Source organism: Metamycoplasma sualvi, from assembly GCF_045276925.1.
Lineage (GTDB): Bacteria > Bacillota_I > Bacilli_A > Mycoplasmatales > Metamycoplasmataceae > UBA710.
Genome location: NZ_CP174167.1, coordinates 223,227 through 244,765, shown reverse-complemented (window position 1 = coordinate 244,765; position 21,539 = coordinate 223,227). Strand labels below are relative to the sequence as shown.

The 21,539-nt window shown below is 24.0% G+C and carries 19 protein-coding genes and 1 pseudogene; 8 read left to right on the top strand and 12 right to left on the bottom strand.

The annotated features are described in order from the left end of the window. Positions 1 to 31: 31 nt before the first annotated feature. From uvrB to ACJA29_RS01155, 4 genes are all read left to right on the top strand, one after another. A complete protein-coding gene (gene uvrB, locus ACJA29_RS01170; protein ID WP_406602799.1) occupies positions 32 to 2,005 on the top strand; it encodes an excinuclease ABC subunit UvrB in 1,974 nt (657 codons plus the stop codon). Between the two features lie 26 nt (positions 2,006 to 2,031). Continuing rightward, on the top strand, positions 2,032 to 2,838 hold the full coding sequence (locus ACJA29_RS01165; RefSeq protein ID WP_406602798.1) for a hypothetical protein: 807 nt from the start codon (positions 2,032 to 2,034) through the stop codon (positions 2,836 to 2,838). Positions 2,839 to 2,845: 7 nt separating this feature from the next. Further along, positions 2,846 to 3,757: an RluA family pseudouridine synthase gene (locus ACJA29_RS01160; protein ID WP_406602797.1), complete on the top strand. Its 912-nt coding sequence runs from the start codon at positions 2,846 to 2,848 to the stop codon at positions 3,755 to 3,757. A 113-nt stretch (positions 3,758 to 3,870) separates the two neighbouring features. Then, complete coding sequence (locus ACJA29_RS01155) at positions 3,871 to 4,254, top strand: hypothetical protein (protein WP_406602796.1); 384 nt, start codon at positions 3,871 to 3,873, stop codon at positions 4,252 to 4,254. 8 nt (positions 4,255 to 4,262) lie between these two features. Here the strand turns inward: ACJA29_RS01155 and ACJA29_RS01150 are convergent, their stop codons facing one another. The 7 genes and pseudogenes from ACJA29_RS01150 to gpmI form a co-directional block, all read right to left on the bottom strand. Next, complete coding sequence (locus tag ACJA29_RS01150; protein WP_406602965.1) at positions 4,263 to 5,168, bottom strand: nucleotidyltransferase; 906 nt, start codon at positions 5,166 to 5,168, stop codon at positions 4,263 to 4,265. 45 nt (positions 5,169 to 5,213) lie between these two features. Next, positions 5,214 to 5,549 carry a hypothetical protein gene (locus ACJA29_RS01145; protein ID WP_406602795.1) on the bottom strand — a complete coding sequence of 112 codons (336 nt, stop codon included), beginning with the start codon at positions 5,547 to 5,549 and terminating at the stop codon, positions 5,214 to 5,216. A 105-nt stretch (positions 5,550 to 5,654) separates the two neighbouring features. Next, on the bottom strand, positions 5,655 to 6,017 hold the full coding sequence (gene rplS, locus ACJA29_RS01140) for a 50S ribosomal protein L19 (RefSeq protein WP_406602794.1): 363 nt from the start codon (positions 6,015 to 6,017) through the stop codon (positions 5,655 to 5,657). Then, a complete protein-coding gene (gene trmD / locus ACJA29_RS01135) occupies positions 6,010 to 6,684 on the bottom strand; it encodes a tRNA (guanosine(37)-N1)-methyltransferase TrmD (protein ID WP_406602793.1) in 675 nt (224 codons plus the stop codon). The genes rplS and trmD overlap by 8 nt, the downstream gene beginning before the upstream one ends. A gap of 114 nt (positions 6,685 to 6,798) precedes the next feature. Beyond that, a pseudogene (rpsP, locus tag ACJA29_RS01130) lies at positions 6,799 to 7,086 on the bottom strand (30S ribosomal protein S16); the annotation flags it as partial. Between the two features lie 101 nt (positions 7,087 to 7,187). Further along, complete coding sequence (locus ACJA29_RS01125; protein ID WP_406602792.1) at positions 7,188 to 8,711, bottom strand: MATE family efflux transporter; 1,524 nt, start codon at positions 8,709 to 8,711, stop codon at positions 7,188 to 7,190. A gap of 12 nt (positions 8,712 to 8,723) precedes the next feature. Then, positions 8,724 to 10,223: a 2,3-bisphosphoglycerate-independent phosphoglycerate mutase gene (gpmI, locus tag ACJA29_RS01120; RefSeq protein ID WP_406602791.1), complete on the bottom strand. Its 1,500-nt coding sequence runs from the start codon at positions 10,221 to 10,223 to the stop codon at positions 8,724 to 8,726. 320 nt (positions 10,224 to 10,543) lie between these two features. On the opposite strand from gpmI, the gene ACJA29_RS01115 reads away from it, so the two are divergent. Genes ACJA29_RS01115 through ACJA29_RS01100 form a run of 4 tightly spaced genes read left to right on the top strand, consistent with a single transcriptional unit; the run spans position 10,544 to position 14,398 of the window. After that, on the top strand, positions 10,544 to 10,987 hold the full coding sequence (locus tag ACJA29_RS01115) for a division/cell wall cluster transcriptional repressor MraZ (protein WP_406602790.1): 444 nt from the start codon (positions 10,544 to 10,546) through the stop codon (positions 10,985 to 10,987). Then, positions 10,987 to 11,877: a 16S rRNA (cytosine(1402)-N(4))-methyltransferase RsmH gene (gene rsmH / locus ACJA29_RS01110; protein WP_406602789.1), complete on the top strand. Its 891-nt coding sequence runs from the start codon at positions 10,987 to 10,989 to the stop codon at positions 11,875 to 11,877. Before ACJA29_RS01115 ends, rsmH begins: the two co-directional genes overlap by 1 nt. 20 nt (positions 11,878 to 11,897) lie before the next feature. Further along, on the top strand, positions 11,898 to 13,202 hold the full coding sequence (locus tag ACJA29_RS01105) for a hypothetical protein (protein ID WP_406602788.1): 1,305 nt from the start codon (positions 11,898 to 11,900) through the stop codon (positions 13,200 to 13,202). Positions 13,203 to 13,216: 14 nt separating this feature from the next. Beyond that, on the top strand, positions 13,217 to 14,398 hold the full coding sequence (locus ACJA29_RS01100; protein ID WP_406602787.1) for a cell division protein FtsZ: 1,182 nt from the start codon (positions 13,217 to 13,219) through the stop codon (positions 14,396 to 14,398). Positions 14,399 to 14,847: 449 nt separating this feature from the next. Here the strand turns inward: ACJA29_RS01100 and ACJA29_RS01095 are convergent, their stop codons facing one another. The 5 genes from ACJA29_RS01095 to serS form a co-directional block, all read right to left on the bottom strand. Beyond that, positions 14,848 to 16,590: an RNA polymerase sigma factor gene (locus tag ACJA29_RS01095; protein ID WP_406602786.1), complete on the bottom strand. Its 1,743-nt coding sequence runs from the start codon at positions 16,588 to 16,590 to the stop codon at positions 14,848 to 14,850. Between the two features lie 8 nt (positions 16,591 to 16,598). Further along, positions 16,599 to 18,332, bottom strand: coding sequence for a DNA primase (dnaG, locus tag ACJA29_RS01090; RefSeq protein ID WP_406602785.1), 1,734 nt, complete (start codon positions 18,330 to 18,332; stop codon positions 16,599 to 16,601). An 8-nt stretch (positions 18,333 to 18,340) separates the two neighbouring features. Further along, the gene (locus tag ACJA29_RS01085) at positions 18,341 to 19,708 is read right to left on the bottom strand and encodes a glycine--tRNA ligase (RefSeq protein ID WP_406602784.1); all 1,368 of its coding nucleotides are present in this window, start codon (positions 19,706 to 19,708) and stop codon (positions 18,341 to 18,343) included. 15 nt (positions 19,709 to 19,723) lie between these two features. After that, the gene (greA, locus tag ACJA29_RS01080) at positions 19,724 to 20,197 is read right to left on the bottom strand and encodes a transcription elongation factor GreA (RefSeq protein WP_406602783.1); all 474 of its coding nucleotides are present in this window, start codon (positions 20,195 to 20,197) and stop codon (positions 19,724 to 19,726) included. Between the two features lie 76 nt (positions 20,198 to 20,273). Continuing rightward, positions 20,274 to 21,524, bottom strand: a complete 1,251-nt coding sequence (gene serS, locus ACJA29_RS01075; protein WP_406602782.1) for a serine--tRNA ligase — start codon at positions 21,522 to 21,524, stop codon at positions 20,274 to 20,276. Positions 21,525 to 21,539 lie beyond the last annotated feature (15 nt).

The window sequence follows — 21,539 nt, the reverse complement described above, 5'->3', positions numbered from 1 at the left end:
TAAGAATAAAATAATAATTTATAATTTAATTATGTCATTAAAATTAGTAACAAATTTTAAACCTTCAGGAGATCAACCAGAAGCCATTAAAAAATTGGTTCAAGGTGTAAAAAATAATGTCAAAAATCAAGTTTTATTAGGAGTAACAGGTAGTGGTAAAACTTTTACAATTGCTAATGTGATTAATGAATTGCAAAGACCTGTTTTAGTTTTATCTCATAACAAAACTTTAGCTTCACAATTATATTCTGAATTAAAATCTTTTTTTCCTCACAATAATGTTGAATATTTTGTTTCTTATTTTGATTACTATCGTCCTGAATCTTATTTACCCCAATCAGATGTTTATGTAGAAAAAACATCTAAAACTAATCATGATTTAGAAATGATGAGAATGTCAACTATGAATTCTTTATTAACTTCTAAAGAAACTATTGTAGTAGCTTCAGTAGCAGCAATTTATGGTGCTAACAAACCTGAAGAATATAAAAATTCTTTTTTAAATATTTCTGTTGGTCAAAACATTAAGAGAAATGATTTCTTTGTTATGTTGGTTCAACAACAATATCAAAGAAATCAAATATCAATTGAAAGTGGTGAATTTAGTGTTAAAGGAGATGTTGTAGAAATAGCTCCTGGTTGAACTCATCATTATAATTTAAGAATTGAATTTTTTGATGATACTATTGAATCAATTAAAAAAATTGATCCATTAACTAAAAAAATTATCTCCAAAGAAGATCATGCTTTAATTTTTCCAGCAAGTTCTTATGTTGTAGAATCAAATAACATTGATGGAACTATACAATTAATTGAACTTGAATTAGAAAATAGATTAAAAGAATTCAAAAAACAAGAAAAAAACTTAGAATATCAAAGATTAAAAGATCGTACTAAAAACGATTTAGATTCTTTAAAAGAATTTGGTTATTGCTCAGGTATAGAAAATTATTCTCGTCATATTGATCGAAGAAAAGAGGGTGAAAAACCTTATACTTTATTTGATTATTTACCCAAAAATACTTTGTTAATTATAGATGAATCACATATGATGATTCCCCAATTAAATGGAATGTATAATGGAGATCATGCTAGAAAAATGAATCTAGTGGATTATGGTTTTCGTTTGCCTTCAGCTTTAGATAATCGACCTTTAAAATTCAAAGAATTCGAAGAATATGATTTTCAAAAAATTTATATTTCAGCAACCCCAGGTAATTATGAATTAAATCTTACTAATGGAGAAGTTGTTACTCAATATATTAGACCAACAGGTCTTTTAGATCCTGTTATTGAAATTCATCCAGCAAAAAATCAAGTTGATGATATGTATGATGAATTACAAAAACAAATTAAAAATAAAGAAAGAACAATCATTGTTACTACAACTAAAAAAACAGCTGAAGAGCTAACTAAATTCTTTCAAAGTAAAAAAATCAAAATTGCTTATATTCATTCAGAACATAAAACTTTAGAAAGAAATGAAATTCTACGTAAATTAAGAAAAGGGATTTATGATGTTGTTATAGGAATCAATCTACTAAGAGAAGGAATAGATTTGCCTGAAGTGAGTTTAATTATGGTTTTAGATGCTGATAAAGAATCATTTTTTAGGTCAAAATCTTCTTTAATTCAAATTGTTGGTCGAGCTGCTAGAAATGAAAATGGACGAGTAATTTTTTATGCAGATAGTATCAGCAAAAGCATGCAAGCTACAATTGATGATAATTTAATGAAAAGAGAAATTCAAACAAAATATAATAAAGAAAACAACATTATTCCTCACACAGTTAAAAAACCAATATTCGAACCAATAGAAGGACATGATATTTCTAATGCTATTAAATTAATTCAAAATCAAAAATCTAATAGCAAGAAAAAAGAAATAGAAATTAAAAAAATAATTGAAGATTTAAGAAATGAAATGAAAAAAGCTGCAGAAAAAATGGATTTTGAAAGAGCTACCCAATTAAGAGATATGATTTTAGAATTAGAAACTGAATAATCTAAAGTTGTGTATAATATAAATCTATGAATAGATTTAACAAATTTTTAATAAATGTTCCTATATTATCATTTTCACCTGTTTTATTTGTTGTTTCATGTGGTGAAAATGTTGCTAGTGATTCAAATTATCAAAAAGAAATTACAAATAAATTTAAAAATTCTTTTATTGAAAATCCTAATTTAATTACAACTAAAAATATTGGTTTAGATGTTATTAAAAACTTTGTAACTTTTACTTCTTGATCAAGTGTTGATGAATTATTAGGAGCGAATTTTTTAGGAAAATATTTTACTATTAACAATGAATTAAATACTTTATTAACAAATAATAATTTTGAAATTTATAAAAATATTAAAAAAATTGTAATTCAACCTCAAGAAAATACTAAAAATTTAACTATCATTTTCTATTTATTTAATTCATTAAATGATAGCAATATTGTTTCATATACAGTTTTAGATGCTTTAAATACTAATTTTGTATATGAAAATATGATTAATATTAGTTTAAATTCTTCTTTTAAAAAATATCAAAATGCTGAAGCATTTAATCAAGAATGAAGCAAAATTAGCGATCCTCAAAAATGTACTGAAAATGATTTAAAAGCTTTTTTAGAAAAAATATTTACTTCTACTACAGCAAATTGAACTAACAAGATTTTTACAGCATACCAAAATAACAAAATACAAATTAGAAATAGTAATTATAAAATTACGATCCAACTTTTAACAGATGCAATTAATGAGGGTTATATTTTTGATATTACTTCAACATCAGGGTTAAATACAAAAGATGTGTTCTTCACTTCTCAAACTCTAATAAATAATTAAGGTTAAAATGATTATTAAAGATGAAATAGTTATTAAAGTAGAATATCAAGATCGAATTGATAAATATATATCAGATCATACAGATATTTCAAGAAATGATATTAAGGATATTATTAAAGATTATGGTGTTTTTGTAGATGAAACTGTTGAAGTAAGAAAGCCTAATTTCATTGTAAAACCTAATCATGTTATTAAAATTACAAAAAAAATTGTTAAAGATGATTATAATCTCGAGCCACAGAATATTCCTTTAGATATTGTTTATGAAGATGAGCATATAGTAGTAATTAACAAACCTTCAGGGATGATTGTTCATCCAGCTCCCGGAAATTATGATAAATCTTTAGTAAATGCCCTACTCTATCATTTTAAAAATCTATCAAATTTAAATGGGCCAATTAGACCAGGGATTATTCATAGAATTGATAAACATACTTCCGGTTTATTGATAGTAGCCAAAACTAATCAAGCTCATCGCTATTTCGCAGATTTAATAAAAAAGCATGAAGTTAATCGCGAATACTTAGCAATTGCTAAAGGTGTTATTAATAATATTATTCATATTGATGTACCAATTGGAAGAAATCCTCATGATTTTCAAAAAATGATGGTAAGTAAGATAAATAGCAAAAATGCTTATACGGATATTTACCCTATTCATAATTTTGATAATAAATATACTTTAGTTAAATGTGTTTTAAAAACAGGAAGAACCCATCAAATAAGAGTCCATTTAAAATACATTAATCACCCTGTTTTAGGAGATGATTTATATGATCAATATTTGGATGAATTTAGACAAAGACTTCATGCTTATAAATTATCATTCAAACATATTAATGGAAAGGATATGGAATTCATTGCAGACTGTCCTAAGGAATTTTATGAAAATGTTCCAGAAATTTATAAGCCTAATTAATTTTTTTAAAAAAGTATTATAATTAATTTAGTTAGTTATTTAGATAACAAAATTAGCGATAGTGTTGGTTTCATAATAATTAATTATATTTGCATAGAGTTGTTGGTTTTTATATGACGTTATTTGTAATTATTACTAATAAATTATATTTTTCACAAGAAATTATTAAATATTTTAAAACACAAAATATGTGTAATACTTTTAATTTTGTCTTTTTACCAATTGGTTTGGATCAAGGTAGTGAAAAAGAAATATTAAGAATTATTAATGACAGAGTGAATGAATTAAAGAAAATTGAAGTTGTTGTTGTTTTCTCGGATGCAGGATTATCTACTAAATTAGCTAAACAAATTAATTTAGAAAATCCAGAAATTAAATTATTTAGATCAAAAGGATCTTTGATTGAAAATGGATATCTAACTTATATTATGTCAAATACTAAAGTACCTAATCAAATAGTAGAACAAATCATTAATGAAAATATTGATAAAGAATAAAAAAAAAATTAATTTTCTTGTTTTATATTTAAAAGAACATATAACATTGTGCGTTTAATTCTACTAGATGTATATCTTTTAGAATTAACACGATTTACAAATTCATCATATGAAGGAGCATCAATATGTTTTTTAAATAAATTTTCCATACCTTCAGAAATTAATTTTATTTTCTTTAATTCTTCATTAGGGGTATTTTTTACAATATCTTGAAAATTAGAATAATAATTTTCAATTCTATCAGGTACTTTATCAAAAATCATTGGTGTAAATTGCTTGTATTCTAAGTTATTATCAAAAATTAATTTTCTAATATAAGTAGCACTTGCAATATTATTTGAGGGAATCATAGAATGAAAATCATTCGTTCTTTTTATACAAAAAGCCTTTATTGGATAATTATTATTCACAATTGCTTTAACATATTCTAAACCTAAAATATCATTTGGTAAAGTAAATGATTTTCCTATTAATTCTTCTAATACTATTTGATTTGCTTTGGGAAAAGAAATCCCTGTTTTCATTGCTTTTTTTATTTTTTGATAATATAAATCATTATTATCTTTAATTGTTTTTGCAACTAAATAAAAATTATCTATATCATTAGTTTCTGAACCAAAGACAAGATAATCTATATTATGTTTACTTAATTCTTTAATTGCCCCTTGAGCAAAAATATGAGCTGCTTGAGTAGCAAATTCAAATGGCAATTCATAAACTTCATCAACATTGTTTTGCAATGCAATGTTTTTTCTTACTTCAAATGGAGCGATTGCTAATTCTCCACGTTGTACATACTTACCTGATAAAATGACAATGATTTGAGATTGAGGCCATCTTTTTTTAATTTCATTTATTTGGTAAATATGTCCATTATGAAAAGGATTATATTCAGCTATAATACCTATTCTTAATATTTTTTCTTTATTCATAATTAAATTGATTTACAATTTGTAATTTTAAATATTAAAATTAAATTCTCAAACCAGTTGATTGTTTGGTAAACGATAAGGACAATATTTAGTTATTGTTTGATTATTTGCAGTTTTAATTACTTGTGAATTTTTTAATTTAAAAATTAACTTATAAGATTTGCTATTAGCATCATTTAATTCTATACTAATTTGATCAAATCAATTTTGATCAATAGCTTCAGTAGTATAGCGATCTAATTCATAATTAGCATTTTGCATTTTAATAACTTTTTTGATTTTTTCAATAAAAGTTAAATTATTAAATGTTGCATAATTTGGAGCTTCTTTTTTTACTTTATTTTCATCAATAGCTCAATTCATTACTTTGAAATCTGTACTTTCACTTCCACAAGAAACTACTAATGGAATAATTGCTATATTTGATAATAAAGTTAAACCTAAAAATATTTTTTTTCTTTATCATAATTAATTATTTTTTTTAATTCTAATTTCTTTAAGTCTTGATGATTTACCTTTTAAATCTCTCATGTAATATAATTTTGCTCTTCTAATTTTATTTCTTCTTAAAATTTCAATAGAAGAAATATTAGGATTATGAACTGGGAAAGTTCTTTCTACACCAATTCCATAAGATATTTTTCTAACTGTAAAAGTTTCTTTTGTTCCTGAATGTTTTTTAGCAATAACTAAACCTTCAAAAATTTGAATTCTAGTTTTTTCTCCTTCTTTGATTCTAACGTGAACTTTTACATTGTCACCAACTTCAAATTTTGGTAAATCATTACGTTTTTGTTTTTTTTCAATTTTTTCAATTAAATTATTAATCATTATTTGTCCTTTCTAAAAGATCTGGTCTTTTTTTCTTAGTATTTTTTATTGCCATATCTTCTCTTCATTTTTCTATTTCTTTATGATTACCATTTAATAATACTTCTGGTACTTTCATTCCTTTATAATTTGCAGGTCTTGTATATTGAGGATAATCTAAAAGATTTTTTTGAAATGAATCATTAGTAAAACTTTCTTTTTTGATTACATTTGGAACTAATCTAATGATTGCATCAGCTACAATCATAGAAGGTAATTCTCCTCCTGTTAAAACATAATCTCCAATTGATATTTCTTCATCTACTAAGTTTGATATTCTTTCATCAAAACCTTCATATCTTCCTGCTATCAATGTAATTGAATCTTCTTTTGCTAATTCATTTGCTAATTTTTGATTAAATGGTTTTCCTTGAGGTGTTAATAAAATAATTTTTGTTTTTTCTTTAATTGAAGCTAATGCTCGATCAATAGGTTCGATCATCAACAACATTCCAGAACCACCACCATAAATTTCATCATCAACTTTTTTTTGCTTATGCAATGTAAATTCTCGAAAATCTATTACATTAATGTCTATTATTTTCTTTTGAATTGCTTTTGCTACTATTGATTCAGATTTAAAAGCATCATAATATTTTGGAAATATTGTCAAGAAATTAATTTTCATTTATTTTAACTATAACTATTTAACTTCTTTTTTGGCTTTTGATGATTCTTTTTTAGGTTGTTTTTTAACAGTTTTTGCTTTATTAGCTTTTGCTTCTTTTGCCTTTGATTTTACTTTTCTACTTTTTGCTTTTTTAACTTTTTTTTGTGGTTTTTGTTTATTAAATTCAGCAATTAATTTTTCTTTAGTAAACAAATCTTTTGCAGTATCTGTTAATTGAGCACCATTAGTTAATCATTTAAAAGCTAAATCTTTTTCAATTTTTAATTCTTTACTATGTGGATTGTAGAATCCGATTTCTTCAATAAATTTTCCATCTCTAGGTGCTTTTGCATCTGCTACTACAATTCTATAGATAGCATTAAATTTGTTACCTATACGTTTTAATCTAATTTTTACCATTTATCCTCCTCTAATTTTTAAAAAATTAAATTTTAATTATTTTATCATAAATAATTTAGATGTGTCAAGCATTTTTGCTAGACACTTAATAAAATCCGAATTTATCTAATTGTTACATTTTTTGCTCAATCTATTCTGTAATAAACAACTTCATAAATTAATCATTTAACAATATCTGAAATATAAAAAATAAAATAAGACCAAGCAAAGATAATGTTTAATTTTGTTAATCCTAAAACAATCATAAGTAATCATAGAATTTGGAAAATTCCTCCTAAAGATTCTATTAATGCCACAACATTAGTTCTTCCGCCAATAGAAATAATTCTATTTCTTGATACAAATCAAACAAACATTGGAATAAAAACAATAATACCTATTAAACTATTTTTAATATTTTGTAAAAATTCATATTGACCCTCATTTAAAATTTGATCCAAACTCATTCCAATAGGAATCTCTTTTATATTTAATTTATAATAGTTTCTTAGTTCTTTTAAATATCCTTCAGATAAGAAAGTCATGTATTGAGTGGTAAAAGCAAATATTAAAGCAATCAAACCAATTATAATTCCTAAAACAAAATGATATCCTTGTAATTGCTTTGCATTTTTTTTAGCTTCATCTATTTTATTATCTCCCAATTCTTTTCCTACATAAACTGCTACTGTTGCACTCAAAGATTCAAAAGTAGTTCAAAAAATATTAAAGAACATCCCTGTGATACCTAAAATAGTTGCTGCAGAAATTCTTAAATAGTCATTCCCTATTTTTCCTATAGGATATCCTAAATTTCATAATGTAAATCTAAGAGTAATGGTTAAAGAACCAATAACAAACAAAATAAAAGATGGTAATCTTCTTAAAAATTGTTGAAAAATTTCTCTTGATATTTGAAATATTTTAAAAATATTTATAAATAAAATTCTTTCTTTAAATCAAATTCAAATTGATAAAAATATTATTTCAATTGATAGAGAAATAATTGTAGAATAAGCTAAAAAAACAATTCTTTGATTTAAAGCATAAATAAAAATTGAATTAAAAATAATATTAATAATTACAGTTAATAATGATGTAAGCAATGATATAAATCCATGATTTTTTTCTCTAATAATCATTTGTAAAGTAAATGCTCAAGCATTTAAAACTCATGATATTGCTATTATTCTTAAATATTCATTGGCGTTATTTCTCACATTTTGTGAAATTTGATCATCAAAGCTCGAAATAACTCTAATCATAAAATCACTAAAACAAATGCAAGGAATTGCAAAAAATAAAGCTATTCCAACTGCAAAAAGCATTCTTAAATTTATTACTTCTTTTACTTTATTCCACTCTTTCTTACCAACATATTGAGAAAAGAGGGCGGTTCCAATAATTGTAGTTACAGCAATTATTTCTAATTGAATTTCAGTTCAAGCATTAGCATGAGCTAATGATTCATTACCACCTGGTGAAGTAATTGCCATGAAATTATCAACAAAAGCATTTAAAGAAAAAACTAAAGATGAAAAAACAACAGGTAAAGCTGTAAAAGTAAAAGCTTTTCAAACTTTTTTATTATTTGGTAAATTATTTTTTAGAATTAGAAGAATTTTTTCTCAGTACTTTTTAATCATTTAATTTTTCAATTATTTAACAATTAATGATTCTTCATTCATAGAAGCTGGTTTTTTGATATTCATATAATCTAAAATAGTTGGAGCAATATTTGCTAACTTTCCATCCTTTAATTTAATTGATTTATCTGTACTGATCAACATTACTGGACTTGAAGTATGTTTTGTAGCAGGATTTCCTTTTTCATCTTCTGTTATTTCGGCATTTCCATGATCTGCAGTAATAAATAAAACTCCACCAATTTCTTCAACTCAATCTTTTATTCTTTTAATTTGAGAATCTAAAAATGAAACAGCTTCAATAGTAGATTTTAAATTACCTGTATGACCAACCATATCAGGGTTTGCAAAATTCATAATTACTAAATCATAATTTTTACCATTTTCAATTAAATAATCTGTTATCCCTTTAGCAGACATATGAGGTGCATCTGCATATGATTCAATTTTTAAAGATTCAATCATTTTTTTATCCATATTTGGATAAACAATATCTACTCCACCATCCATAAAGAAAGTAACATGAGCATATTTTTGAGTTTCAGCTAATCTTAATTGTTTTAATCCATTTTCAGAAATTACTTTTCCAATTGGATTTTTTACTTCCATTTCTGAATATGCAACTATAGTATCTAATCCTTCATATTTCATCATAGAAATAAATTTATTTATTTTTACAGGTGTTGATGGTTTAGCATCATAAACATTAGATCCAATAAATAAATGAGTTAATTGTCTTGCCCGATCTGGTCTAAAGTTAAAGAAAATAATTGAATCACCATCTTTGACAAAGTTAGCTTTTGGATTAATTGCTGGAACTAAAAATTCATCTGTTATGTTTTCTTGATATTGTTTATTAACATATTCTGTACCAGAAGAAAATGTTTTGTCTGATTTACCTAAAATAGCTTGATAAGCTTTTTCATTACGGTCAAACATTTTGTCACGATCCATAGCATAAAATCTACCTGAAATTGAAGCTAAATTATAATTATATTTTGCTAATTGTTTTTCTAATTTTTCCATAGAAGATAATATTGATTTAGGAGCAACATCTCTTCCATCACCAAAAACATGAACAGAAACATTTTTTACCCCATTTTCATGAGCTGCATCTATTAATAAAAATAAATGTTCTTCTAGTGAATGAACTCCACCTGGTGATAATAATCCCATTAAATGTAAAGTTGCATTATTTTTTTTCACATCATCAAATGCTTCTTTAAAAAATTTATTAGATTTAAATTTGTTATCTTCAATTTCTTTACCTATTAAAGATAATCCTGTATATACTATTTCTCCTGCTCCAATATTTAAATGTCCTACTTCTGAATTACCCATTTGACCTTTTGGTAATCCTACATATTCTCCTGAAGCTTGAATAATTGAATTAGGATAATTTTTAAACAAATCATCAAAAGTAGGTGTTTTTGCTTGTTTAAAACCGTTTCCTTGCACCTCATCTCTTAGCCCTAAACCATCAATAACACATAAAACTACTGGTTTTTTCATTTTTTTCTCCTTTTATATATAAATAAATAAAATACTAAACTTTTTTTATCTTGGTTAACTTATTTTAATTATATATTCTGATTATCAATTTTTATGGATAAATTTCATTTATATCTTCATTTCTTTTGCAAAACAACAGTTTTGAAATTAAAACTTACATTTTTCAAAAAAATATTTGCATTTCTTTCATTTATATATAAATTTATTTAATTTATATTGATCAAAAATTATGTTTTCATCTTGCAAAATCCCAAAAAAATTTGAGCAAATTTAAATAATTATGTATAATTTTGGGTGATAGTGGTAGAAAGTGGGTGAAAATGTTCATAGGTCAATTTGAGCGTAGTATTGATTCTAAAAATAGAGTTGTATTACCTCCAAGTTTCAAAAATGACTTAGGGAATATTTTTTACCTTACTATTTCCTCTGGAAAAAAATTAGAAATTAGAAATGTACAAGAATTTGAGAATTTTGTGGATAAAATTGATCAAAACAATCAGTTAGATCCTAATATTCAAAAATATAAAAGATTTATTCTTGCTCGTACTATTAAAGTAGAAACAGATAAATTAGGGCGTTTTTTAATTCCTGAAAATTTTCTAAAGGCTATTGCTATCAAAAAAACAATTTCATTTGTAGGAATGGGAAGAATTATAGAAATATGAGCTTCTGAAAACCTAGAAATGCAATTGGATGAGTTGGAAAATGATTCAACTATTGATGATCTAGCTGCTGAAATGCTTAAAAAAGGATACAAATTATAATGCATATTCCTGTTATGTTGAATGAAGTTATTGACTCATTAAACATAAAACCTGATGGAATCTATGTTGATTTAACCCTTGGTAGAGCAGGTCATGCTGAAGCTATACTCAAAAATATCGTAAACGGTAAATTAATAGCGTTTGATAAAGACAAAATTGCTATTGAGGAGTCTCGGGGCCGTCTTGTTGAAGTTAATAATCATTTCCAGTTAATTCATTCGGATTTCAAAAATTTTAAAGATGAATTAGCTAAATTAGGAATAAAGAAAGTTGATGGTATTATTGCAGATTTAGGTGTTTCATCACCTCAACTCGAAAATAAAGATCGTGGATTTTCTTACAATAAAGATGGTTATTTAGACATGAGAATGAATCAAGATCAATCATTAAAAGCATGAGATATAGTAAATAATTGAAGTGAAGAAGATATAGTAAATATTTTTATTAATAACGCAGATGTAAAAATGCCAAAAAGGATAGCGAATGCCATTATTAAAAATAGACCTATTAATTCTACACTTGAATTAGTAGAAACTATTAAATCATGTTTACCAGCTAAAATTATTAGACAAAAAAATCCAGCAAAAACTGTATTTCAAGCAATAAGAGTAGCTGTAAATAATGAATTGGAGTCTCTTGAGTGCATTTTAAAAGATTCAATAGATTTACTAAATCCAAATGGTGTATTAGCAATAATAACTTTCCATTCTATTGAAGATCGGATTGTAAAAAACTTTTTTGGTGATTTGATCAAAAGTAAACATGATCCAAAAATTCCAATTCAAGAGGAAAAAAAATTTTTTGTTAAAGTTTTATATCCTAAAGAAGAAGAGATTCTAACAAATAAAAGGGCTCGAAGTGCTAAGTTAAGAATTTTACACAAAATTTAGAAATTAAAAAAGGATGAATTATGAATAAAAATGTTGTGGTAAATGCTTTTATCAGTCAAAACAATATTAAAATTATTGCTACTGCTAAATTGAATAATCATATTATTAATATTCATGAAGAGTCTATTTCAAAAAACAATAATTTCGAAAATAGAAATGAAATAAAAAATTCTATTAAGAACATTATCGATACTATTGAAGGAAAAATATCTCAAAAAATTAAATCAATAGATATCATTTTTGATGATTTTATGAAATCTTCTAAATTCTTAAATTTCTCAACTAGAATTATTGAAGAAAAAATTGAATGTAATGAGAAAAAATTTTTAAATTCTGAAGATTATGAATTAATTGTGAAAAAAAGCAAAAATAATTCATCTTTAAATTCAAATGATGAAATTTTAATATCTGTTACACCTTTTAAATTCTTTTATATTGAAAGCGGTGAACTTTTAGAAAAAGAATCAAATCTATTTCCATTTAATAAGAAAATAAAAAAACTAAAAATATTATTTTCAAATAGATATATGGACAAAAAAAATTATCAAAAAATCATGGATTTATTTGATAAGTTAAATAATGTAAAAATTAAGAATGTTGTTCTTGAATCACAAATTGCAATTTATGATGATAGTTTTATTAACAAAAACCTTAATAAAAATAATCAATTAAGTTTTGCATTATCAATTCAAAAGCATCAAACTAAGTTAATAACAAGTATTAATAATATTGTTATAAAAACAGATACATTAAATTATTGTTTTTCTGATCTAATTGAAAAAATATCTATGGATTTTGATATTTCTCATTATGAAGCAAAAAAATTAATTGAATGCTATGGAGATTTAGATAATAATAACAATGACAAAAATATTTATTTTTCTCACTCAATTAAAAAAGATATTTCTAAATGTATTAAACAAATAAATATTTCTGATGTTATAAAATCATTTCTAAAATCAATTTGCAAGCAAGCTAATGCCATTATTATGGATTCAAAACTTAAAGGCAACAAAGTGCTAAATGACAAAATTGAATTAAATATAATTGGTTATTTATCAAAAATCAGTAACATGAAACAATATTGCTTGAAATATTTTAACAATGAAATAATAAAAGTAAATATGGTTGAAAATGATGAATCAATATATAAATGAAATAAAATATATATGTATTCTAAAAAATTATGAGTTTACACAAGTATTTTAAATCATTTAAAATCAGATAATTTCTATTATAGTATTAACTATAATAATAATTATTCTAAAAGACATTTATTGACAGAAGCATCGTCTAAAAGACATTCAAATGTATTATTAGCATAATTTAGAAATAAAAAATGAAGGATCAAAATAGTTCATTAATGAAAATAGTAGTTATTGGTGTAGGTGGAACTGGTTGTAAAGTTGTTAACATTGTTGAAAACGAAAACAACTTATCTAATTCAGATGTTAATTTTATTTACATTGATAGCAATGAAAATTCATTAAAAAATTATGAAGAAAATTCATCAATATTACTAAAAGATGATGAAAATACAAAAAATTTTGATGATGTAAACGTTTTAAAAAATGCTACATATAATTCATTAAATTTAATTAAAGAAAGAATTGTTGATGCTAATATCGTAATTATTTGCTCAGGATTTGGTGGTATCACCGGAACAGGAGCTTTACCTATTATTGCTAAACTTTCAAAAGAAATGAGTATTCTAACTATTGCAGTAGTTACTACTCCATTCTCTTATGAAGGAATTGCAAAAGAAGTAAATGCCCTTGCAGGTTTAAATAGTTTAAAAGAAAATATTGATGTATTAATCCCTATTTCTAATAATCGTATTTTAAACAACTATCCTGACATTGTAGTTGCAGATATGTTTAAATTAATTAACAAACTTTTAAAAAATACTTTAAATTATTTTATTAACTTATTTTCAGACAAACAAGACTTTAAAGTTTCTTGAAATGAAGTAATTCAGTGTCTAAAAGACAAAAAAGAATCTTATATAGGTTTTGGTTCTGGAATTGGTAAAAATAAAATATCTAGAGCAATTAATCAAGCAACTGATTCGAAAATTATTGACACTAAATTTGTTAATTCAAAAAATGTTGTGATGCTAATTGTTGCTGATTCAAGTTTTACTGCGGCACAAATTAATGAAGTTAAAGAAGAAATTAAACAAAAAACAAGAACTGATCATTTAAATATAATACTTTCTTTTAATACTGATAAAAGTTTAGTAAATGAAATTAGAGTATCATTAATATCAACATTTAGTTCAAATACACCTAAAGAAAAATCTTTAGAAAAAGATTTGTTGCAAAAATCTCAAGAAATCTTGTTAAAAATTGGCAATACTTTGGAAAATGAAATGAATGGTCATATCACTGGAGAATTAAATACAGATCAATACAGTATTGAAGAAGTAAATAACTATATTGAAGATAAAAATCTAAATGATGATCTTATTGTAAGTGAAGAAAGCAAAGATGAAGATGACATTCCATTTTTTTTAAAATAATTTTAATTGATGTTTCGAAAATTTGGTTATTTTGATAAAAATTTTGTCTTCAAAATCTTAGTATCTAAAGACCTAGCACATGTGGCTAGGTTTTTTATTGCTGATTTTTGTTTCTTTGATTTTGTTGTAAATTTTTATTAATTATTCAATCATTAGTAAGGTCTAACTTCATTTTTATTTAATGTTATAGTAAATTCAATAGTTGGTGAATTTGCGTGAAGATTTAATGTTTTTGAATATCAATCACTTGATCCTGTGGCATTTGAATTATATTGAAAAATATCTCTATTAGAATTTGTTATATAATCAATATAAATTTCTCTATAATAAGTGCCAGTAGTTCTAGTTATACTTGTTGATGATGCTCTATAATTTATAATTAAAAAAGTAAAATATTTTTATTGAGTTTAATATTATAAAAAATCTAGCATATGTTGCTAGATTATTTATTAATTTTCATATTTATAAAATTCTTTTAATTTTTTAATTTTTTGAGGTTGTTTTAATTTTCTTAAAATTTTTCCTTCTAATTGTCTAATTTTTTCTTTACTTGTTCCTCGATCACGGGCAATTTCTTCTAAAGAATGAACTCTAATCATTTCCCCTTTTTCATCTGTACCAAAACCAAATCTCATTTTTATAATATATTTTTCTTCATCAGTTAAAGTGTCATCCATTAGTTCATTTAAAATATCTGATAATTGTTCTTGAGCTGCAAAATCAACAGGATTAATAACATTTTTATCATTAATAAAATCACTTATTGATGAATCTTCACCTTTACCAATAGTTTTATCTAAAGAAATAGGATCATTATTAATTCTTCTGATATATCTTACTTTTTCTGCTGTAAAATCCCCGCCATATCTTTCAGCAATTTGTTCATCAGTTGGTGTTGTACCTAATTCTTGTTGTAATTCTCTTTTTATTTTAATAATTTTATTAATAGTTTCTACCATATGAACAGGAACTCTAATAGTTCTTGCTTGATCTGCTACAGCTCTTGTAATTGCTTGTCTAATTCATCATGTAGCATATGTTGAGAATTTAAATCCTTTTCTTCAATCATATTTTTGCACTGCTTTCATTATTCCTGAATTACCTTCAGAAATTAAATCAATAAAAGATAATCCTCTATTTTTATATTTTTTAGCATTATTAATAACAAGTCTTAGATTTCTTTTAATTAATTCATCTTTAGCTTTTTTACCTTTTCTTGTATTATGTTCTGCTTCTTTTGCTAATTTTAACTCTTCTTCAGCTGTTAATAAGTTACCGTACTTACCAATTCATCTCATGTATCATTTTACAATATCATTTGTTTCAGACAACTTGTTAACAAGATCAGTTGATTGAATTTTTCTATGTTCTTTTTTATTGATAAATGATGATTCTTCATTTGTATAATCTTCAAAAGAAAATTCATTTGTATCAGATTCTTCTTCATCTTCTTCATATGATTCTTCTTCTAAATCATTATCATAATAATAAAATTCTTCATCTGTTGCATCAAAATCATCGGTATTGATTTTTTTATCATCATGAACTAAATCGTTAATATCAGTAAAATCAGTTTCATCTGTAAATTCATCTGTTGTAAATTCATTTGTATCTGTATCTTCTTGTTTTGATTTTTTAGATAATTCTTTATATATTTGTTTTTCATCTACAAATTCATTTAGGTCACTCTCGATTTCATCACTTATGATTTGTTTAGACATCAAAATATTAAATATTTCATCTACTTCTTCTGAAATATCTATTTTCTTTTTTTCTAGTAATTTCATTACCTCTTCTTGAGTTAATGTTTTTTTATTTTTATCTTTTTTTTGTTTACTCTTTAAATCTTTATTAATTAAATTAACAATTAAAGAAATATTTTCATTTACTATGTCATCAAAATCTTTTTCTATAGTTTCATCAAAACCATCATAGTAATCAAATTCATCTTCTATGATTTTTTTATTCTTAGATTCTTTGTCTTTTGCAGTTTTTTTGGTATTTGTTTTTGCTTTTTTTTCTTTTTCAGTATTTTTTACTTCTTTTGATTTTGTTTTTTTATTAAGTGATATTTCTTCTTTTGTAGATTTTTTTTCTACTTTTTTAGTTTTTGATTCAGTTTTTTTTGCTTTTACAGTTTCTTTTTTAGTATTTTTTTTATCATTAGATTTTTTTTCGACAGCTTTTTTCATATGGTAATTTATTCCTTTCTAGATTTAATTTCTAATTTAATTTTTAATAATTCTGATGTATGTTTTTCATCGTCTGAATTATTGATTAAATGATCTATATAATCTAGCTTATTTTTTTTAAAATCTTTTTTGGATCTTGTAATAAGTTCATCAAAAGATAACATATTCTTCGGCAAAGATTCTTTTGAAAATAAATTGTTAATTTTATTTTCAATAAAATCTTTTGAATATTCTGGTAATGGAACTTGATTTTCATGATATTTTTTAATATCTTCATAAATTTTTTTATATTTAGCTTCGGGTCAATTTATACTTGCTATATTTTGAGAGTTCAAAAATGAAGGGTTTTGTCATATAGATATTAATATCTTATTAATATTTATTGGCTGATTTAAACTACTTTCTAATCCATTTTGGACAATTATATTATTATTACTATGATTTGATTTTACCACATTCAAATTTGTTTTGAAATAATTAGAAATTATTTCTTTATCAATTTCAAATTGTTTTGCTAATCGATTTGACAAATCTAATATTAAAAATTGATCAAAATCTTTTGAATACTCAACTAGTTTTAAAATCATATCTTTTATTTGTTGATAATTATCTTTTTCTACATCTTTACTAAAATAATGTCAAACAAAATCAATCATTTTTCATTTGTTATTAAAAATATTGATTATTTTTTCTTTTCCATCAGGCAAATTGATTATTTCGTCTACATCTTTAGTTTCTTCATTTACAATGACATAAGCATTAATATTATTCTTTAGAAACATACTAATTAACTTCATAGTTGCATTTAACCCGGCTTGATCATTATCTAAACATAATAATATTTCTTTATGGTTTTTTAATTTATCAACAAGATTTTTAGAAATATAAAGACCCATTAAAGCGACAGCATTGTCATATCCTATTTTAGCCAAGGAAATAACATCCATAAATCCTTCAACAATAATAATAGAATCAAATTTTCTAGCATTATTGTAGTTATAAATAATTGATGATTTTTTAAAAACAAGTGATTCTTTTGAATTTAAATATTTTGGTAATTTATCATCTTGATCATCTATTTTTCTACCACTAAAAGCAACAACATTATTATCTTCATCAATAATTGGGAATATTAAACGATTAACATAAAAAGGATGTGTTCCTGCATCATTTAAAATTGAAGCATTAATTAATGCTGCCTTTTCATTTTCTTTTTTTTCTAAGATATCAATATAATTATCTTCACTATTAAAACTAGGAGCATAACCTAATTTAAATTTATCAATTAATTCTTTTGATAAATTTCTTTTTAGTACAAAATTAGTAATATCATTATTTCTCTCATCTAAATAGATGTTTAAATAATAATTAAAAATATCACTTGCTTCTTGTAATACTTTTAATAATTTAATTTCATTTTCGCTTTTAGGTTTTTTATTTTGAAATAATGATTGAAAATTTTCAACATTTTCTCCTGAAGCTTTGATTAAGTATTCAACTGCTTCATTTCAAGAAAAATTTTGAGCTCACATTAAATAATCTAAAGCATTACCACCATGATCACAAACAAAGCATTTATATATTTGTTTTTTAGGATTAATTGATAATGAAGGAGTTTTATCACCATGAACATTACACAATGTTTTTAAAGAGGAACCAAATTTAGTTAGTTTCGAAAAATTTTCAATAATATCAACAATGTTTACTTTTGCAATTAAATCATTTATTTTGATATTTTTCATTTAGTCTCCTATTTATTGTTTTGAATATATGAGATTATATCTTCTATTTTAATTCTATCTTGCTTCATTGTATCTCGATGTCTTATTGTAACTGAATGATCATTAATTGAATCATAATCATAAGTAATACATCAATATGTACCAATACTATCTTGTCTTCGATATCTTTTACCAATTGATCCAACTTCATCATATGTCGCCATAATATCATGATCAATTAACATATCAAAAATTTCTTTAGCTGATTCAGAATGTTTTTTAACTAAAGGTAAAACACACACCTTATAAGGACATAATTCATATTTTAATTGCATTACAATACGTGATTCATCATTAATTTGTTCTTCTTGATAAGAATCTACAATAATTGCTAATAACAATCGATCAACACCAATTGATGGTTCAATTACATATGGAATTATTCATTCTTGTTTTTCTTGATCAAAGTATCTTAATTTTTCGTTAGCTAATTTATTGTGAGATGTTAAATCAAAATCTGTTCTATTAGCTATTCCCATTAATTCCCCTCAACCAAATGAGAATAAAAATTCTATATCTGTAGTCCCTTTAGAATAATGAGCCAATTCTTCTTTATCATGAACTCTTAGTCTAATCGATTCTTCTTTCAAACCTAGAGATAATAAGAAATTTTTTGATTTAGCAACATAATAATTATAAAATTCCTCATCTTGATGAGGATATACAAAAAATTCTAATTCCATTTGTTCAAATTCTCTTGTTCTAAAAATAAAATTTCCTGGTGTAATTTCATTTCTAAATGATTTACCTATTTGCCCAATTCCAAAAGGTAATTTTAATCTCATTGATCTTTGTACATTGTTAAAATTAATAAAAATCCCTTGAGCAGTTTCAGGTCTTAAGTAAATTTCATTTTTTTTATCTTCTATTACACCTTGATTAGTTTTGAACATTAAATTAAATTTTTTAATATTGGCTCAATCTGTTTTAGAATTATCATACTCTTTAACATTTTCAATAATTCATTTTTCTAATTCTTCTTGTGTTAATTCTGCTGCTAATTTATTAGTAATTTCCTCATAAATATGATCAGCACGATATCTTTTATTATTTATTTTATTTTCAATTAACAAATCAGAAAAATTAGATAAATGTCCTGAAGCTTTTCAAACATTAGGATTTAATAATATTTTTGAATCTATACCAATATTATTTTTTTCTTTAATGATGAAATTCTTTCATCATTCTTTTTTAATATTGTTAATTAACAAAATACCTAATGGGCCATAATCTCATGTATTAGCCAGTCCACCATAAATTTCTGATGACTGAAAAACAAACCCTGAATTTTTTAAATGATTTATTATTGTATTTATATTTTTTTGGTCATTTTTCATATTTAATTATTGCAATTATTTAATATCTAGAATTTCAATTTCATATTTAGTAGGAGCTTCAACAATAACAACATCACCTTTTGATTTACCAATTAATGATAATGCTAAAGGAGATTTATTAGAAATTTTATTTTCAAATGGATCTGATTCATATGTTGAAACAATTGAATATGTTTCTTTTTGATTTGAAAATTTATTTTTTATAGTTACAACTGAACCTATTGAAATAATATCTTTTTTGCTAGTTTTTATTTCTTGAGCATTTTCTAAAGTTTTTTCTATTTCTGCAATTCGATCTTCAATTAATCCTTGTTTTTCTCTTGCAGCTTCATATTCAGCATTTTCTGAAAGGTCCCCTTGAGCACGAGCATCAACAATTTCTTGAATTACTTCGGGTCTTTTTACTTCAATTAATGTTTTTAATTCTTCTTTTAATTCTTTAATTGCTTCTTTTGTTAATAATATTTTTGAATCATTTATTGTTGACATCTTTTAAATCCCCTTAAATATAATATATATCCTCTTTAAATTTTATCAATTTAAAATAAATATTTTTTTAATAACTCTAAATTTTTGTAATGTTTTTCATGTATGGAACTAATACATCTGGTATTGTGATAGAACCATCTTCATTTTGATATTGTTCTAAAATTGCCGCTATTGTTCGATCAATTGCTAAACCACTACCATTTATTGTATGAGCAAATTGGATTTTATTATTTTGATCTTTATATCTAATCTTTGCCCTTCTTGCTTGAAATGTTTCAAAATATGAAATTGAAGATATTTCTCTAAATTTCATTTCTGAAGGTATTCAAACTTCTAAATCATATGTAATCGCTGAACTAAATCCTAAATCACCTGTACATAATTTTAATTTTCGATATGGCAATTTCAATAAAATTAAAATGTTTTCAGCATCTTTAACAGTTTGTTCAAATTCTTTTAAAGCATCTTCTTTTGAAACTAATTTAACTATTTCTACTTTATTAAATTGTCTAGATCTTATTAAGCCTTTTGTATCTTTTCCACTACTTCCAGCTTCTGAACGAAAACATAATGTATAACTTGTTATTTTTTTACATGAAGATAAATCTATAATTTCATTATTAAAATAATTAGTTATTGGAACTTCAGCTGTTGGAATTAATCATAAATCTTCATCTTGTATCTTAAATAAATCTTCTTGAAATTTTGGCAATTGCCCTGTACCAAATAGAATTTCAGATTTAACTAAAACAGGTGGCAAAATTTCTTCATAACCATTTTTTTTGTGAGTATCTAACATGAAATTTTCTAAGGCTCTTACTAATTCTGCACCTTGATTTTTGAAAATTACAAATCTTGTACCACTCATTTTGACTGCGCGTTCAAAATCTAAAATTCCTTTTTTGACACCAATTTCATAATGAGGTTGTACATTTTTAACTAAACCTCTACCTATGTTTTCATGACGCTCTACTTCTACATTATTTTCTTCATCATTACCAACCGGAACTTCATCCAATGGAATATTTGGAATGTATGGAAGTAATTTGTCTAATTCAATTTGGTAATTTTCTACTCGTTTTTCTAATTCTTTTACTTCATTTTTAATTGTTGAAGCTTTTGCAATAATTTCAGCACTTTTTTCTTTTGCAATTGATGAAGAAATTTGGTTTCTTTCTTCTTGCTTTTTATTTAATTGTTGAATTAGTTTGTTACGTTCATTGATATTTTGAGACAATTTATTCAAAATTGCTTTATCAACATTTCTTGAATTTAATTTTTCAATTACATATTCGATATTTTTTTGTAATAGTTTTATATCAAGCATAATAAAATATTTTTC